This window comes from Pseudomonas sp. lyk4-R2A-8 (assembly GCF_030209095.1).
In the GTDB taxonomy this organism is placed as follows: Bacteria; Pseudomonadota; Gammaproteobacteria; order Pseudomonadales; family Pseudomonadaceae; genus Aquipseudomonas; species Aquipseudomonas quebecensis.
In genome coordinates this window covers 70,556-86,024 of the sequence record NZ_JARVSS010000002.1, presented here as the reverse complement: position 1 = coordinate 86,024, position 15,469 = coordinate 70,556, and the positions used below count along the sequence as shown (strand labels likewise).

Below are 15,469 nucleotides of genomic sequence, written 5' to 3'. Positions count from 1 at the left end.
TATAAGCGGGCCGCACCGCGAAGGTAAGGCCCGCCAGTGGCATCGAGTGGCTGCTTAGTTGTGAGCGTGCAGCGCTTCGTTCAGTTCGATGGCCGATTTGTGGGTTTTGCACTCCACGGCACCGGTCTCGGAGTTGCGACGGAACAGCAGGTCGGGCTGGCCGGCCAGCTCGCGCGCCTTGACCACCTTCACCAGTTGGTTCTGCTCGTCGAGCAGCGCGACCTTGGTGCCGGCGGTGACGTACAGGCCCGACTCCACGGTATTACGATCGCCCAGCGGGATACCGATACCGGCATTGGCCCCGATCAGGCAGCCTTCGCCGACCTTGATCACAATGTTGCCGCCGCCCGACAGGGTGCCCATGGTGGAGCAACCGCCGCCCAGGTCCGAACCCTTGCCGACGAATACACCGGCCGATACGCGGCCTTCGATCATGCCCGGGCCTTCGGTGCCGGCGTTGAAATTGACGAAACCTTCATGCATCACGGTGGTGCCTTCGCCGACGTAGGCGCCCAGGCGCAGGCGCGCGGCGTCAGCGATGCGCACCCCGGCCGGGACCACGTAGTCGGTCATTTTCGGGAACTTGTCCACCGAGAACACTTCCAGCAGTTCGCCACGCAGGCGCGCTTCCAGTTGACGCTCGGCCAATTCGCCGATGTCGATCGCGCCCTGGCTGGTCCACGCCACGTTCGGCAGTTGCGGGAATACACCGGCCAGGTTCAGGCCATGGGGCTTGACCAGGCGATGGGACAGCAGGTGCAGCTTGAGGTAGGCCTCAGGCGTGGAGGTCAGCGCGGCGTCGTCGGCCAGCAGGGTGGCGACCAGCGGCGTGTGGCTTTCGGCCAGACGGCTGAGCAGCGCGGCCTGGGTAGCATCGACGCCTTTGAGCGCATCCGCCATTTGCAGGGCCTGAGTGACGGTAAACGTGATGGCCTGGTTGCCTTCGCTGTAACCGAGGATCGGCGCGATGGCCGCGACGATTTCAACCGAAGGGTTGAGCAACGGCTGTGCGTAGAACACTTCCAGCCAAGCGCCTTGGCGGTTCTGAGTGCCGACGCCGAAGCCCAGGCTGAACAGGGAATGGGACATGCTGTTACCTCTACAAAAATAAAAGGGCTGGCCTACTTGAGGGCCGCCGAATAAATGTCTGGCTTGAAGCCAATCAGGGTTCTGTCGCCGAGATCCAGCACCGGGCGCTTGATCATCGAGGGTTGCGCGAGCATCAATTCAATGGCTTTCGACTGATCGAGATCGGCTTTGCGTTCGTCTTCGAGTTTGCGAAAGGTGGTACCCGCGCGGTTCAACACCACTTGCCAGCCGTGCTCGTTGCACCATTGGGTCAAGTGTTCGCGGTCGATACCGGCCGTTTTGTAGTCATGGAACTCATAATTCACCGCGTGCTCATCGAGCCAGGTACGCGCCTTTTTCATGGTGTCGCACGCTTTGATACCGAAAAGGTGCAACGTTTTGCTTGAAGCGGTCAAGGAATTGCCCCCCTCTGATCCAATGGAATGGGCTGATGAAAGCCAAAGGTCTGGGATTATGCCACGCCCAGCGCATTTGGGTGCCGCTCGTCAGCGCCGTGCGACTTTTGTGCAAACGCCAGCGCGCAGCATAGGCGGCTAATATGGCACTTCAACGGCGCGTTGTTGCCAGAGGGGTGTCGTTGCTTGTTGATTGTCCGGGAACCCGCGTTATGCAAACCGCCTACACCGTTCTTATCCTGCTGATGCTGGTCAGCGTTTCGCGCCTGGTCGGGCGTGTCATCCCGTTGCCGTTGCCTTTGGTGCAAATTGCCGCTGGCGCCTTGCTGGCCTGGCCCACCTTGGGGCTGCACGTGGCGTTGGACCCTGAGTTATTTCTGTTTCTGTTCTTGCCGCCGCTGCTGTTCTCCGATGGCTGGCGCATGCCCAAGCGTGAATTATGGCGTTTGCGCGGGCCGATCCTGACGTTGGCGGTAGGGCTGGTGCTGTTTACCGTGGTGGGTGCCGGTTACTTCATCCACTGGATATTGCCCGCGATCCCGCTGCCGGTGGCCTTCGCCCTGGCGGCCGTGTTATCGCCGACCGATGCCGTGGCGGTGTCGGCCATTTCCCAGAATCGCTTGCCGACGCCACTGATGCACATGCTGCAGGGCGAGGCGTTGATGAATGACGCGTCGGGTCTGGTGACCTTCAAGTTCGCCTTGGCCGCGGCGTTGACCGGGGTGTTTTCGTTGGCCGATGCCAGCCTGACCTTCGTGCTGGTTGCCGTCGGTGGCCTGGCGGTGGGCGTGGCATTGAGTTGGCTGGTCGGGCGGTTGCGCGCTTGGATGATCGCTCGCGGCTGGGACGATCCGGCGACGCATGTGGTGTTCATGTTGCTGCTGCCGTTCGCCGCCTATGTGCTTGCCGAGCGCTTGGGCGCCTCGGGCATTCTCTCGGCGGTGGCGGCCGGCATGATGCAAAGCTGGCTCGACCTGCTGCCACGCCAGACCAGCACACGCCTGCTTAATCGCAGCGTATGGTCGTTGCTGGAGTTCGCCTTCAATGGCCTGATTTTCCTGCTGTTGGGCCTTCAGTTACCGGACATCATCAAGGCAGTGGTGAGTCATGAATCGACGCTGTGGCCGACCTTGCTGTATCGCTGTCTGGAAGTCGTCGCAATTTTCCTGGTCTTGGTGGTGTTGCGCTTCGTCTGGGTACAAAGCATCTGGCGCCTGTCGGGACTGCTGCGACGGCTGCGTGGCAAAAGCGAACTGACATTGGTCCCAACCGCGCGCTCCTGCTGGCTGTTGACCGTCGGCGGTGTGCGCGGTGCCGTGACCCTGGCCGGTGTCATGTCAGTGCCGCTGCTGCTCGCGCCAGGCCAGGATTTTCCCGAACGTGATTTGCTGATCTTCATCGCGGCCGGGGTAATCCTGCTGTCGTTGATCGCCGCCTGCATCGCCTTGCCGCTACTGTTGCGCGGTATCGAAAAGAGTCCTGACGAAAAGCGCCATAAAGAGGTGCGCGAGGCTTGGAAAAAGACGGCGGTGGCCGCTATCCATGCGTTGGAAATCGAGGAGTCCAACGAGACACAGGATGCGGCACAGGCGGCGTTGGCCACCGAACTCAAGGCGCGAATCATGTCGGAGTACCGCCATCAATTGGAGGTGTTCAACGACTCCGCCGAAGCACAGGCGTTGGCGTTGCAACTGGATCAATTGGAAAGCAGGTTGCGGCTCAAGGCATTGAGGGCCCAGCGATTGGAGCTGTATCGGCTCAGCCGCCAGCACCAGATCGGCGACGATGTATTGCGCGAGGTGCTGGCGGACCTGGACATGAGCGAGGCCAACCTGGGGCCGCGAAAGTGAAGGGAGTCGCTACTGGGGTCACTCGGCGGTCGCCGGCGCCCTGGGGTAGGCCTTCTTCGCCCAGGCGATATCGCCCTGGCTGAGCATCGCGTTCCTTGAGTGCACGACGGTGTCGGTGGTCCACCCGCTTTGAGTGGAATAGTGCATGACCGAGTCCGGGTCATAGGGCAAAAGGTCATACGTACCGCTGCGCGGCACCTTCAGGAAGTTGTCTTGCAGCATGCTCTGCGTGAACTGTCGACTCAGAGCGGGCAGGTTCCACGAGATAGTTGCGTCGGGGTGCTGATGGGCGTGGAGGGCGCCGAGCATGTGCCCGAATTCGTGAATGACGGTGTACTCGAAGTTGGCAGCCGTATGGTCCAGAGGCAACAGCATGGTTGGGTCACCGAATCTGTTCACGGCATCGGTGCCTATTTCAGAGCTGCCTCCGCTTTTGTTGCCGTGCTGCGTGATGCGCACATCACCCGTGTCTCCCGAGACGAACTCGAAGCGTAGATTGATATGCGGCAACCACTGGCTGGCGGCGTTTTTGACGGCCACCACATAGGGATCATTCATTTCGTAATCGGATAGTGCGATCTTGAGGGTGCTGTTCTGTGGCCAGTATTTGGCAGGCTCTCCCACATTGCGGCGGGTTCTTGCGCCTCTTTCGGACGGGTGTGCGTTTTCGACGCTGCAGTCAGTGATTGACGGATAAATCGGGGTGAAGTGCGTGGGAGAAATCATGCGGGCTGACCTGTGGTGTTGAAGGACAAGGGTGTCCCTTGAGTCGTCCTGACCACAGGGTGGTTCCAGCATCAGGTATGAGGGCGTGTAAGTTTGGCCCGTATGCGTTGTGGCGCGTACGGGCCGCAGGCCTCAAATATTGCGTTGGACAAAGGCGCGCACGCGTTCGGCCGCTTCCACGCACTCCGCCAATGGCGCCACCAACGCCATGCGCACACGCCCTGCGCCTGGGTTGAAACCGTCCACCTCGCGCGACAGATACGAGCCGGGCACTACGGTCACATGCTCCTGCACGAACAGGTCGCGACAGAACGCAGCGTCTTCGCCATTCACCTTCGGCCATAAGTAGAACCCGCCGTCCGGGGCCTGCACATCCAGCACCGGCTTGAGGATCGCCAATACGGCGTCGAATTTCTCGCGGTACAGCTCACGGTTAGCCTGGACATGAGCCTCGTCCTGCCAGGCCGCGATGCTGGCCAGTTGCGTCTGCACGGGCATAGCGCAGCCATGGTAAGTGCGGTACAGCAGGAAGGCCTTCAGAATCTCGGCATCACCGGCCACAAAACCTGAGCGTAGGCCCGGCAGGTTGGAACGCTTGGACAGGCTGTGAAACACCACGCAACGCTTGAAGTCCTGGCGACCCAGTTCAACGCAGGCGCTGAGCAGGCCCGGCGGCGGGGTTTGCTCGTCGAAATACAGCTCGCTGTAGCACTCGTCGGCGGCGATCACAAAGTCGTATTCATCGGCCAGGGCGATAAGTTTTTTCAGGGTGTCGATTGGAATCAACGCGCCGGTCGGGTTGCCGGGGGAGCACAGGAACAGGATCTGGCAACGGTTCCAGATGTCCGGCGAGACCGCGTCGAAATCCGGGTTGAAGCCGTTGCTGTCCAGGCACGGCAGATAATGCGGCTGGGCGCCGGCGAGGAACGCGGCGCCTTCGTAGATCTGGTAGAACGGGTTCGGGCTCACCACCAGTGCGTCGTCACCGCGATTGACCACGGTTTGAGTGAACGCGAACAGGGCTTCGCGGGTGCCGTTGACCGGCAGGATATTGCGCGCCGGGTCCAGCCAGCCCTTGGGCACGCTGAAGCGACGTTCGCACCAGGCACCTATGGCCTCGCGCAGCGCCGGAATGCCCAGTGTGGTGGGGTATACCGCCATCTGATCGAGATTGCTGCTCAACGCCTCGGCCACGAATGTCGGCGACTTGTGCTTGGGTTCGCCGATGGACAGGGCAATGGGGCGCTTGTCCGGGTTTGGCGTGACGCTGCCCAGCAGGGCGCGCAGTTTCTCGAACGGGTAGGGCTGCAGCTGGTTCAGGGCGTTGTTCATCGGTGGATCTCGTGCAAGGCGTTAAAACTGCAAAAGGAGCGGCGGGCCGCTCCTGATATCAAATTGTCAGGCGCGTCAGCTCGACTCCGGGCTCCTGTGTCACGCTCAACTGTTGGACGATGGCTTCCTGCAAGCGCCGGCACAGTTCAGGGTCCGACAACGGTTGGTTATCGGCATCGGTAATGAAGAACACGTCTTCGACCCGCTCGCCGAGCGTCGCAATCTTGGCGTTCTGCAGCGACAGGTCGAACTCCAGGAAGATCCCGCCGATGCGTGCCAGCAGGCCAGGGCGATCCGGCGCACTGAGCTCCAGCACGGTGACCGGGCGTTGCGCATCGTTGGAAATAGTCACCTGGGGTGCGAACGCAAAGTGCTTGAGCTGGCGCGGCACGCGGCGCTGGATGATGGTCGGGTAGTCATCGGGGTTGCGCAGGGCCTCGGTAAGGCCTTCGCGGATCTTCTTCACGCGCGCCGGATTATCGCCGATCGAGTCGCCATCGGTGTCGAGCACGATATAGGTGTCGAGGGTGAACTGGCTGCTGGAGGTGATGACCCGAGCGTCATGAATGTTCAGGTTGAGCTGGTCCATGGCGGCCACGGTCACGGCGAAGAAATCATGCTGGTCCGGCGCATAGATGAAAATCTGCGTGCCACCCTCGAATTCGCGCTGGGTGGTTTCCTTGATCAACACCAGCGGGCCGCCGTCGGCGGGTTGCTGCAGGATCGCGTCAGTGTGCCAGGCCACATCGCCGGCGGTGTGGCGCAGGAAGTAATCGTCACCCAATTGCGACCACAATTGCTCGACATCGTCGGGGTCGTTGCCGCCGCGCACCAGGATATCCAGGGCGGCGCTTTGGGTTCGCCGGATCTGCTCCTCGCGGTCCACCGGGTTTTCCAGGCCACGGCGCAGGGCGCGCTTGGTCTCGGTGTACAGCTGGCGCAGCAGGCTGGCGCGCCAGGAGTTCCACAGAGTGGGGTTGGTGGCGTTGATATCGGACACCGTGAGCACGTACAGGTAGTCGAGGCGGGTTTCATCGCCGACCACCTGGGCGAAATCGTGGATCACCTGCGGGTCGGACAAGTCCTTGCGTTGGGCGGTGGTCGACATCACCAGGTGGTTCTGCACCAGCCAGACGATCAGGCGGCTGTCCCACAGCGGCAGTTGATGACGCTGACAGAAGGCCTCGGCGTCAACGGCACCGACTTCCGAGTGGTCGCCATGCCGACCTTTGCCGATGTCGTGATACAGCCCGGCCAGGTAAATCAATTCGGGCTTGGGCAGTTTGGCCATGAGCTTACTGGCCAACGGGAATTTCTCCGACACTTGGGTGTACTGCAACTTACGCAGGTGTTTGATCAGGTTGAGCGTGTGCGCGTCGACGGTATAGATGTGGAACAGGTCGTGCTGCATCTGCCCCACGATAAAGCCGAACTCGGGCAGGTAGCGCCCGAGGATGCCGTAGCGATTCATGCGGCGCAGGTTGCGGTGGATGCCGATCTTGCACTTGAACAGCTCGATGAACAGGCTGGTGTTACGGATATCGTTGCGAAAGTCGTCGTCGATCAGGTGGCGATTTTCCCGCAGCAGGCGAATGGTGTCGGCGCGCACGCCTTTGATTTCCGGCTGCTGGGCCATCAGCACGAAGATTTCCAGCATGGCGAAAGGCGTGCGGCGAAAGACATTGTCGCTGCGTGCTTCGATATAGCCGTCGTGCAACTGGAAGCGCGCGTTGATTGGCTGCGGCGGTGCTTCATCTTCGGGGGCCAGGATGACCTCTTCGAAGTGCTGAATGATCAGATCGCTCAGTTGCGCGATGCTCATGACCACGCGGTAGTACTGCTGCATGAAGCTTTCGATGCTGGTCTTGGCGTCTTCGCCTTCGAAGCCGAGCAATGTGGCGATGGAGCGCTGGTGGTCAAACAACAGGCGGTCTTCGGCGCGCCCGGCGAGCATGTGCAGGGCGTAGCGCACTTTCCACAGGAATTCCTGGGAGGAGGCCAGCAGCGCATTTTCGCTTTCCACCAGGAACGCTTCGCCGGCCAGGGCGCGCAGGTTCAGGGTGCCGTACTGGCGACGGGCAACCCACAGAATGGTCTGGATGTCCCGCAGGCCGCCGGGCGAGCCCTTGACGTTGGGTTCCAGGTTGTACTCGGTGTCGTTGTACTTGTGGTGCCGGGCTTTCTGCTCGGCGCGCTTGGCCAGAAAGAAGTCCTTGCTCGGCCACATGTGCGCGGTGCTGGTGACGTCGAGCATGCGCTGGCGCAGGCGTTCGGGGCCGGCGATGGTGCGGCTTTCCATCAGGTTGGTGATCACGGTCAGATCGGCACGGGCCTCTTCGGCGCATTCGTCCACCGAGCGTACGCTCTGGCCGACTTCCAGGCCGATGTCCCACAACAGTGTGAGAAAACGCTCGATGGAATCGCGAAAGACCTCATGATCGGCGCTGCCCAGCAGGATCAGCAGGTCGATGTCGGAGTAGGGGTGCAATTCGCCACGACCGTAGCCGCCGACCGCCACCAGGGCGATATCGGCGTCGGTGCTCCAGGTGAACTGCTCCCAGGCCTTTTGCAGAATGTTATCGACAAACCAGGCGCGGTCCTCGATCAGGCGACGGATGTCGCGCCCACTGCGAAAGCGCGCGTCGAGCACCTCGCGGGCCTGGCGGATGGCTTTCTTGAAGGCGGCGATCGGGCTCGCCTTCAATGCCAGTTCGGCCTGGAACTGGCCGCGGTCGAAGAGTTCGGGATCCACCTGGGGCATCGTTCGGCTTTCCTTTCTATCTATGAATCAGTCACAACACCGTTTGGGAAAACCAACGCAGCCTTGGATTACGCCGAAACGCGCGGGATGGTGTCGTCTGCGCGCAAGGTGAAGATCTCGTAGCCCGTCTCGGTGACCAGCAAGGTGTGCTCCCACTGGGCCGAGAGCTTGCGATCCTTGGTGATGGCGGTCCAGCCGTCGCCCAGCACCTTGGTGTCGGCCTTGCCCTGGTTGATCATGGGCTCGATGGTGAAGGTCATGCCCGCCTTCAGTTCCATGCCGGTGCCGGCGCGGCCGTAGTGCAGGATCTGCGGTTCTTCGTGGAACACGGTGCCGATGCCGTGGCCGCAGAATTCGCGCACTACCGAAAACCCGTTCTTTTCGGCATGCTTCTGGATCACTTCGCCGATGTCGCCCAGGCGGCAGCCGGGTTTGACGATCTCGATAGCCTTGTACATGCATTCCTGGGTGACCTGGGACAGGCGCTCGGCCCATACCGGAACGTTACCGACGTGGAACATGCGGCTGGTGTCGCCAAAGTAGCCGTTCTTGATCACGGTCACGTCGATGTTCAGGGTGTCGCCGTCCTTCAACGGCTTGTCGCCGGGAATACCGTGGCAGACCACATGGTTGACCGACGTGCAGATCGACTTGGGGAAGCCTTTGTAGTTGAGGGGAGCAGGGATAGCCTTCTGCACGTCGACGATATAGTCGTGGCAGATCTGGTTCAGGGTTTCGGTAGTGACGCCGGGCTTGACGTGTTCGGCAATCATTTCCAGCACGTCGGCAGCCAGTTTGCCGGCAATGCGCATGCCGGCAATGTCTTCGGCGGTTTTCAAACTAACGGTCATACAGGCTCTCTCTAGCGCGACGCGCTGAAATCAATACGGTTTACGGGTGTGCGACAAAGAGGTTGCAGAATTCGCACAAGCCCCAAAAAACGCGATTCTAACAGACCAGGGTCTCAAGTCATGAACGTCTGGTGATCGCTTCTCTCTATAGGGTGGGGCTGTTTCGGCTGGTTTCAAAGGCTTGCGTTGAGACAGCTGACGGCAACTGTGATTGCGGGTTTCGTTTTCGCCCTTCGTGTGGTATAAAATGCGCCGCTTTCCGGGGATACCCCGAAAAGCTTAAATCCACACACGTGTCGACACGATGACCTGGGTGCCGGAGGCCTTGATGCCGCTGGTTGGTCATTGGGATACGTGGAGGCCAAACCCGACTTATTAAGGAACTATCATGTCCCAAGTCAACATGCGCGATATGCTGAAGGCCGGTGTGCACTTCGGTCACCAGACCCGTTACTGGAACCCGAAAATGGGTAAATACATTTTCGGCGCGCGCAACAAGATCCACATCATCAACCTTGAAAAAACCCTACCAATGTTCAACGAAGCTCTGACTTTCGTAGAGCGCCTGGCCCAGGGCAAAAACAAGATTCTGTTCGTCGGCACCAAGCGTTCCGCCGGCAAGATCGTTGCTGAAGAAGCAGCACGTTGCGGTTCGCCGTACGTCGATCACCGCTGGTTGGGCGGCATGCTGACCAACTTCAAAACCATCCGTGCTTCCATCAAGCGTCTGCGTGACCTTGAAGTGCAAGCCGAAGACGGTACCTTCGCCAAGCTGACCAAGAAAGAAGCGCTGATGCGCACTCGTGACCTGGAAAAGCTCGATCGTTCCCTGGGTGGTATCAAGGACATGGGCGGTCTGCCTGACGCACTGTTCGTTATCGACGTTGATCACGAGCGCATCGCGATCACCGAAGCCAACAAGCTGGGCATCCCTGTTATCGGCGTAGTCGATACCAACAGCAGCCCGGAAGGCGTTGACTACATCATCCCAGGCAACGATGACGCTATCCGCGCTATCCAGCTGTACATGGGTTCGATGGCTGACGCTGTAATCCGTGGTCGTAACCACGTTGCTGGTGGTACCGAGCAGTTCGTTGAAGAAGCTCCGGTAGCTGCCGCTGAGTAATTGACGCCCTGGCGTTGACTCAGTAAGCAAAAAGGGGGCTTGGCCCCCTTTTTGCCCCCTCGAAAACCATTTGTCGGCAGCGCAGCTACATCATCTGTAACGTGCAGCGGCCTACAAGGGTGGTTCGAGAAGAATTGATCGCCCGTTTGCTCGGGTGGAATGGTTGAAAACCTATCCAAGAGGATTTTGAAATGGCAGAGATTACTGCAGCGTTGGTTAAAGAACTGCGTGAGCGTACCGGCGAAGGCATGATGGATTGCAAAAAGGCCTTGACCAAGGCCGGCGGCGACATCGAAAAAGCCATTGATGACATGCGTGCTTCCGGCGCTATCAAGGCTGCCAAGAAAGCAGGCAACGTAGCTGCTGAAGGCGCCATCGCTCTGAAAGAAGACGGCAAGTCCGCTGTTCTGCTGGAAGTGAACTCCCAGACCGACTTCCTGGCTCTGCAGGACGACTTCAAGGCATTCGTTGCGGCCAGCGTCGAAAAAGCGTTCGCTGACAAGCTGACCACCGTCGAGCCTCTGATCGAAGCTCAGGAAGCTGCCCGTCTGGTACTGGTCGGCAAGGTTGGCGAAAACGTCAACATCCGTCGCCTGGTCCGTGTTGAAGGTGACGTGGTTGGTGGTTACCTGCACGGCAACAAGATCGGCGTTGCGGTAGTTCTGAAGGGCGGCAACGTTGAGCTGGCCAAAGATATCGCGATGCACGTCGCAGCCAGCAACCCTGAGTTCCTGCTGCCTTCGGAAGTATCCGCCGAAGCCATCGAGCGCGAAAAAGCGGTGTTCCTGCAGCTGAACGAAGAGAAAATCAAAGGCAAGCCGGAAAACATTGTTGAGAACATGGTCAAAGGCCGTATCAGCAAGTTCCTGGCAGAAGCGAGCCTGGTTGAGCAGGCGTTCGTCAAGAACCCTGAAATCAAGGTTGGCGAGCTGGCCAAGAAAGCCGGCGCTGAAATCGTTTCCTTCACTTACTTCAAAGTAGGCGAAGGCATCGAGAAGCCGGTCGACAACTTCGCTGAAGAAGTTGCTGCCCAGCTGGCTGCCGCCAAGCAATAAGACAGTTTCAACTGTCGCCCGAAAGAGGCTGCCCGCTCACGCGCGCAGCCTCTTTTCAAATGGGAAGGCCGATTTTATTTGGCTTCCCGTCGGAACTGGCTTACAAAGCCGTGTTCCGATGGCGCTGTGATAGCGTCCAGCTAGAGTGAACGCAAGCCGTAAACGGCTCGCCAAGAATTTTTGAAAATACGCCGCAGGAGAGATTCGCAATGGCTCAGCAGGGCAGTGGTTATCAGGCTCGCTATAAACGCATTCTACTCAAGCTCAGCGGCGAGGCCCTGATGGGCTCGGAAGAGTTCGGGATCGATCCCAAGGTGCTCGACCGCATGGCGCTGGAAGTCGGCCAACTGGTCGGCATTGGCGTGCAAGTGGGCCTGGTGATTGGCGGTGGCAACCTGTTTCGTGGCGCGGCACTGAGTGCTGCCGGCATGGATCGGGTCACCGGTGACCACATGGGCATGCTGGCCACTGTGATGAACGCCCTGGCCATGCGCGACGCCCTGGAGCGCGCCAACATTTCGGCCATCGTAATGTCGGCTATTTCCATGGTCGGCGTGACCGATCACTATGATCGTCGCAAAGCCATGCGTCACTTGAACTCCAAAGAAGTGGTGATCTTCGCCGCAGGCACGGGCAACCCGTTCTTCACCACGGACTCGGCGGCTTGCCTGCGTGCCATCGAGATCGATGCCGACGTGGTGCTCAAGGCCACCAAGGTGGACGGTGTGTACACCGCAGACCCATTCAAAGACCCGCATGCCGAGAAGTTCGATCATCTGACCTACGATGAAGTGCTGGATCGCAAGCTGGGCGTGATGGACCTGACGGCTATTTGCCTGTGCCGCGACCACAAGATGCCGCTGCGCGTATTTAACATGAACAAGCCCGGCGCCCTGCTGAATATCGTCCATGGCGGTGCGGAAGGGACTCTGATCGAGGAAGGCCAACAATGATCAACGAAATCAAAAAAGACGCCCAAGCGCGTATGCAGAAATCCCTGGAATCTCTGAGCCATGCATTCGGCCAGATTCGTACCGGCAAGGCGCACCCGAGCATCCTGGGCAGTGTCATGGTGCCTTACTATGGCGCCGACACCCCGCTGAGCAGCGTGGCCAACGTCACCGTCAAGGACTCGCGGACCCTGCAAGTCGTGGCCTTCGAGCGCAACATGCTCGCTGCGGTCGACAAGGCGATCCAGAGCGCCGGTCTGAACCTCAACCCGACCAACCTGGGCGAGTTGTTGCTGATCTCCATGCCTGCCCTCACCGAAGAAACCCGTAAGGGCTTCACCAAGCAGGCGCGCAGCGCGGCGGAAGACGCGCGCGTTGCAGTGCGTAACATTCGTCGCGATGCCCTGGGTGAGCTGAAGAAGCTGGTCAAGGACAAGGAAATCAGCGAAGACGAAGAGCGTCGCGCCGTTGCCGATATCGATAAGCTGACCAAGGAAGCCGAGGCGAAGATCACCCAGGCAACCGAAGAAAAAGAAAAGGACCTGATGGCCGTATAAGGGGTCAGGACGCCTTCATGGAAAAGACCAAGCAGACTGTACCCTCCGTGGTGCCGCGCCATGTCGCGATCATCATGGATGGGAATAATCGCTGGGCGAAGAAACGCTTCATGCCGGGTGTTGCCGGGCATAAAGCGGGTGTCGATGCAGTGCGGGCGGTGATTGAGGTGTGTGCCGAGGCCAAGGTGGAAGTACTCACCTTGTTCGCGTTCTCCAGTGAGAACTGGCAGCGGCCCGCCGAAGAAGTCAGCGCTCTGATGGACCTGTTCTTCAAGGCCCTGCGTCGTGAGGCCAAGCGCCTTAACGACAACAACATCAGCCTGCGCATCATTGGTGATCGCTCGCGGTTCCACCCGGAACTGCAGGCGGCCATGCGTGAAGCCGAGGCGATTACCGCCGGCGCCGACCGTTTTGTGTTGCAGATCGCAGCCAATTACGGCGGCCAGTGGGACATCGCCCAGGCCGCGCAGCGGCTGGCCCGCGAAGTGCAGGCCGGTCATCTGCGACCGGACGACATCACGCCCGAATTGCTGCAAACCTGCCTGGTGACCGGCGATCTGCCATTGCCGGACTTATGCATTCGCACCGGTGGCGAGCACCGCATCAGTAACTTCCTGTTGTGGCAGTTGGCCTATACCGAGCTGTACTTCTCCGACCTGTTCTGGCCGGACTTCAAACACGATGCCATGCGCACTGCGCTGGCCGATTTCGCTTCCCGTCAGCGTCGCTTTGGTAAAACAAGCGAGCAGATCGAAGCTGGAGCCCGGGTCTAAATGCTTAAACAACGAATCATCACCGCCCTGATCCTATTGCCGATCGCCTTGTGTGGGTTTTTCCTGCTCGACGGTTCCGGCTTCGCCTTATTTATTGGCCTGGTCGTGACCCTGGGCGCCTGGGAGTGGGCGCGCCTTGCCGGTTTTACTGCCCAGTTGCCGCGCGTGGCCTACGCAGCGGTCGTGGCGGTGTTGCTGTTTTTGATGCATACCCTGTCGAGCATCGTGGTGCCGTGGGTGTTGGGGGCGGCCGTGCTGTGGTGGGCGCTTGCGACCTTCCTGGTGCTGACCTATCCGCGTACCAGCGGCCATTGGTCCAGCGTCGCCACCAAGCTGGTGATTGGCCTGTTGATTTTGCTGCCGGCCTGGCAAGGGCTGGTGGAAATCAAGAATTCGCCGATGGGCAACTGGCTGATCATGGCGGTGATGGTGCTGGTCTGGGGCGCGGATATCGGCGCCTACTTCTCGGGCCGGGCATTCGGCAAGCGCAAGCTGGCGCCGGCCGTGAGCCCGGGCAAGAGCTGGGAGGGTGTTTACGGTGGCCTCGCCCTGACACTGGTTATCGCGCTGGTGGTCGGTCTCGTGCGCGGCTGGACAGGTAAGGAAATTATTCTGGCCCTGCTGGGCACGGCCATCGTGGTGTTTATTTCGGTGGTGGGTGATCTCACCGAAAGCATGTTCAAGCGCCAGGCCGGTATCAAGGACAGCAGTAATCTGTTGCCTGGACATGGCGGGGTGCTTGACCGTATCGACAGCCTTACCGCCGCCATTCCGATCTTTGCCGTATTGCTGTGGATGACCGCTTCGTGAGTCGCCTGCAGCAGGTGACCGTGCTGGGGGCCACCGGTTCGGTGGGGCTGAGCACGCTGGATGTGATCGTGCGTCACCCGGACCGCTATCAGGTGTTCGCGCTGACCGGCTATACCCGCCTCAGCGAGCTACTGGCATTGTGCGTGCGCCATGCGCCGCGCTTCGCCGTGGTGCCCGAGGCGGCTGCGGCGCGCGCCTTGCAGGATGGTTTGCGCGCAGCCGGGCTCGCCACCCAGGTGCTGGTGGGCGAGGAGGGGCTGTGCCAGGTTTCGGCGGATGCCGAAGTCGACACCGTGGTTGCGGCCATTGTCGGTGCGGCGGGCCTGCGGCCTACCCTGGCGGCCGTCGATGCGGGCAAAAAGATCCTGTTGGCTAATAAAGAAGCACTGGTGATGTCCGGTGCACTCTTTATGCAGGCTGTGCGCAGGAGCGGGGCGGTGCTGCTGCCGCTCGACAGCGAGCACAACGCCATTTTCCAATGCATGCCCGGTGACTTCGCACGGGGTTTGAGCCAGGTCGGCGTACGTCGGATCCTGCTCACGGCCTCGGGCGGTCCGTTCCGGCAAACGCCGTTGGCCGAGCTGGAGCAGGTCTCTCCCGACCAGGCATGTGCCCATCCGAACTGGTCGATGGGGCGCAAGATCTCCGTGGATTCGGCAAGCATGATGAACAAGGGTCTGGAGTTGATCGAGGCCTGCTGGCTGTTCGACGCGCGGCCTGAGCAGGTCGAGGTGGTGATTCACCCGCAAAGTGTGATTCATTCCCTGGTGGATTACGTGGACGGCTCGGTATTGGCGCAGTTGGGTAATCCCGATATGCGTACGCCGATCGCCAATGCTCTCGCATGGCCTGAGCGCATCGACTCGGGCGTGGCGCCGCTGGATCTGTTTGCCGTGGCTCGCCTGGATTTCGAAGCGCCCGACGAGCAGCGTTTTCCCTGTCTGCGCCTGGCGCGCCAGGCGGCGGAGGCGGGTAACAGTGCGCCGGCGATGCTTAATGCGGCCAATGAAGTGGCCGTGGCGGCGTTTCTCGAGCGGCGCATCCGTTTTCCACAGATCGCGAGTATGATCGAGGACGTCTTGAGCCGTGAGCCTGTCGTAGCCGTCAATGATCTGGGCGCAGTGTTCGAGGCGGACGCCAAGGCCCGGGCCCTGGCCGAAGATTGGTTGAGCCGCAGCGCGCAATAGTCTGCAG

At 60.3% G+C, this 15,469-nt stretch carries 14 protein-coding genes; 8 read left to right on the top strand and 6 right to left on the bottom strand.

Annotated features, from left to right (window positions below; translation table 11 throughout):
* Positions 1 to 54: 54 nt before the first annotated feature.
* Positions 55 to 1,089: a 2,3,4,5-tetrahydropyridine-2,6-dicarboxylate N-succinyltransferase gene (gene dapD, locus QRN10_RS01635; RefSeq protein WP_181079241.1), complete on the bottom strand. Its 1,035-nt coding sequence runs from the start codon at positions 1,087 to 1,089 to the stop codon at positions 55 to 57.
* 32 nt (positions 1,090 to 1,121) lie between these two features.
* Positions 1,122 to 1,430 (bottom strand): arsenate reductase, encoded by a 309-nt coding sequence (locus tag QRN10_RS01630; RefSeq protein ID WP_231980866.1) that lies wholly within the window; start codon positions 1,428 to 1,430, stop codon positions 1,122 to 1,124.
* Positions 1,431 to 1,696: 266 nt separating this feature from the next.
* On the opposite strand from QRN10_RS01630, the gene QRN10_RS01625 reads away from it, so the two are divergent.
* Positions 1,697 to 3,334 carry a Na+/H+ antiporter gene (locus tag QRN10_RS01625; protein ID WP_181079244.1) on the top strand — a complete coding sequence of 546 codons (1,638 nt, stop codon included), beginning with the start codon at positions 1,697 to 1,699 and terminating at the stop codon, positions 3,332 to 3,334.
* Positions 3,335 to 3,352: 18 nt separating this feature from the next.
* Here QRN10_RS01625 and QRN10_RS01620 read toward each other — a convergent pair whose 3' ends face one another.
* From QRN10_RS01620 to map, 4 genes are all read right to left on the bottom strand, one after another.
* A complete protein-coding gene (locus QRN10_RS01620; protein ID WP_285427743.1) occupies positions 3,353 to 4,060 on the bottom strand; it encodes a M12 family metallopeptidase in 708 nt (235 codons plus the stop codon).
* 132 nt (positions 4,061 to 4,192) lie between these two features.
* Positions 4,193 to 5,392 carry a succinyldiaminopimelate transaminase gene (gene dapC / locus QRN10_RS01615; RefSeq protein WP_253510924.1) on the bottom strand — a complete coding sequence of 400 codons (1,200 nt, stop codon included), beginning with the start codon at positions 5,390 to 5,392 and terminating at the stop codon, positions 4,193 to 4,195.
* Positions 5,393 to 5,450: 58 nt separating this feature from the next.
* On the bottom strand, positions 5,451 to 8,153 hold the full coding sequence (locus QRN10_RS01610; protein ID WP_253510927.1) for a [protein-PII] uridylyltransferase: 2,703 nt from the start codon (positions 8,151 to 8,153) through the stop codon (positions 5,451 to 5,453).
* A 68-nt stretch (positions 8,154 to 8,221) separates the two neighbouring features.
* Complete coding sequence (map, locus tag QRN10_RS01605; protein ID WP_181079256.1) at positions 8,222 to 9,004, bottom strand: type I methionyl aminopeptidase; 783 nt, start codon at positions 9,002 to 9,004, stop codon at positions 8,222 to 8,224.
* A gap of 388 nt (positions 9,005 to 9,392) precedes the next feature.
* On the opposite strand from map, the gene rpsB reads away from it, so the two are divergent.
* From rpsB to ispC, 7 genes are all read left to right on the top strand, one after another.
* Positions 9,393 to 10,130 (top strand): 30S ribosomal protein S2, encoded by a 738-nt coding sequence (gene rpsB / locus QRN10_RS01600; RefSeq protein WP_003219330.1) that lies wholly within the window; start codon positions 9,393 to 9,395, stop codon positions 10,128 to 10,130.
* 191 nt (positions 10,131 to 10,321) lie between these two features.
* Complete coding sequence (gene tsf, locus QRN10_RS01595) at positions 10,322 to 11,185, top strand: translation elongation factor Ts (protein ID WP_181079258.1); 864 nt, start codon at positions 10,322 to 10,324, stop codon at positions 11,183 to 11,185.
* Between the two features lie 209 nt (positions 11,186 to 11,394).
* Positions 11,395 to 12,138: a UMP kinase gene (pyrH, locus tag QRN10_RS01590; protein ID WP_003189161.1), complete on the top strand. Its 744-nt coding sequence runs from the start codon at positions 11,395 to 11,397 to the stop codon at positions 12,136 to 12,138.
* On the top strand, positions 12,135 to 12,692 hold the full coding sequence (gene frr, locus QRN10_RS01585; protein WP_034096240.1) for a ribosome recycling factor: 558 nt from the start codon (positions 12,135 to 12,137) through the stop codon (positions 12,690 to 12,692). The genes pyrH and frr overlap by 4 nt, the downstream gene beginning before the upstream one ends.
* 17 nt (positions 12,693 to 12,709) lie before the next feature.
* Positions 12,710 to 13,465, top strand: a complete 756-nt coding sequence (uppS, locus tag QRN10_RS01580) for a polyprenyl diphosphate synthase (RefSeq protein WP_034096241.1) — start codon at positions 12,710 to 12,712, stop codon at positions 13,463 to 13,465.
* The gene (locus tag QRN10_RS01575) at positions 13,466 to 14,275 is read left to right on the top strand and encodes a phosphatidate cytidylyltransferase (protein ID WP_181079261.1); all 810 of its coding nucleotides are present in this window, start codon (positions 13,466 to 13,468) and stop codon (positions 14,273 to 14,275) included. It begins immediately after the preceding gene.
* A complete protein-coding gene (ispC, locus tag QRN10_RS01570; RefSeq protein WP_285427742.1) occupies positions 14,272 to 15,462 on the top strand; it encodes a 1-deoxy-D-xylulose-5-phosphate reductoisomerase in 1,191 nt (396 codons plus the stop codon). The genes QRN10_RS01575 and ispC overlap by 4 nt, the downstream gene beginning before the upstream one ends.
* The last annotated feature ends 7 nt before the right edge of the window (positions 15,463 to 15,469 follow it).

What these genes read in the sequence shown, in the direction of transcription:
- QRN10_RS01625 (WP_181079244.1), top strand. Translation starts at nt 1,697, where the DNA reads ATGCAAACCGCCTACACCGTTCTTATCCTGCTGATGCTGGTCAGCGTT.
- frr (WP_034096240.1), top strand. Translation starts at nt 12,135, where the DNA reads ATGATCAACGAAATCAAAAAAGACGCCCAAGCGCGTATGCAGAAATCC.
- map (WP_181079256.1), bottom strand. Translation starts at nt 9,004, where the DNA reads ATGACCGTTAGTTTGAAAACCGCCGAAGACATTGCCGGCATGCGCATT.
- rpsB (WP_003219330.1), top strand. Translation starts at nt 9,393, where the DNA reads ATGTCCCAAGTCAACATGCGCGATATGCTGAAGGCCGGTGTGCACTTC.
- QRN10_RS01575 (WP_181079261.1), top strand. Translation starts at nt 13,466, where the DNA reads ATGCTTAAACAACGAATCATCACCGCCCTGATCCTATTGCCGATCGCC.
- tsf (WP_181079258.1), top strand. Translation starts at nt 10,322, where the DNA reads ATGGCAGAGATTACTGCAGCGTTGGTTAAAGAACTGCGTGAGCGTACC.
- QRN10_RS01630 (WP_231980866.1), bottom strand. Translation starts at nt 1,430, where the DNA reads ATGAAAAAGGCGCGTACCTGGCTCGATGAGCACGCGGTGAATTATGAG.
- QRN10_RS01620 (WP_285427743.1), bottom strand. Translation starts at nt 4,060, where the DNA reads ATGATTTCTCCCACGCACTTCACCCCGATTTATCCGTCAATCACTGAC.
- dapD (WP_181079241.1), bottom strand. Translation starts at nt 1,089, where the DNA reads ATGTCCCATTCCCTGTTCAGCCTGGGCTTCGGCGTCGGCACTCAGAAC.
- dapC (WP_253510924.1), bottom strand. Translation starts at nt 5,392, where the DNA reads ATGAACAACGCCCTGAACCAGCTGCAGCCCTACCCGTTCGAGAAACTG.
- pyrH (WP_003189161.1), top strand. Translation starts at nt 11,395, where the DNA reads ATGGCTCAGCAGGGCAGTGGTTATCAGGCTCGCTATAAACGCATTCTA.
- uppS (WP_034096241.1), top strand. Translation starts at nt 12,710, where the DNA reads ATGGAAAAGACCAAGCAGACTGTACCCTCCGTGGTGCCGCGCCATGTC.
- QRN10_RS01610 (WP_253510927.1), bottom strand. Translation starts at nt 8,153, where the DNA reads ATGCCCCAGGTGGATCCCGAACTCTTCGACCGCGGCCAGTTCCAGGCC.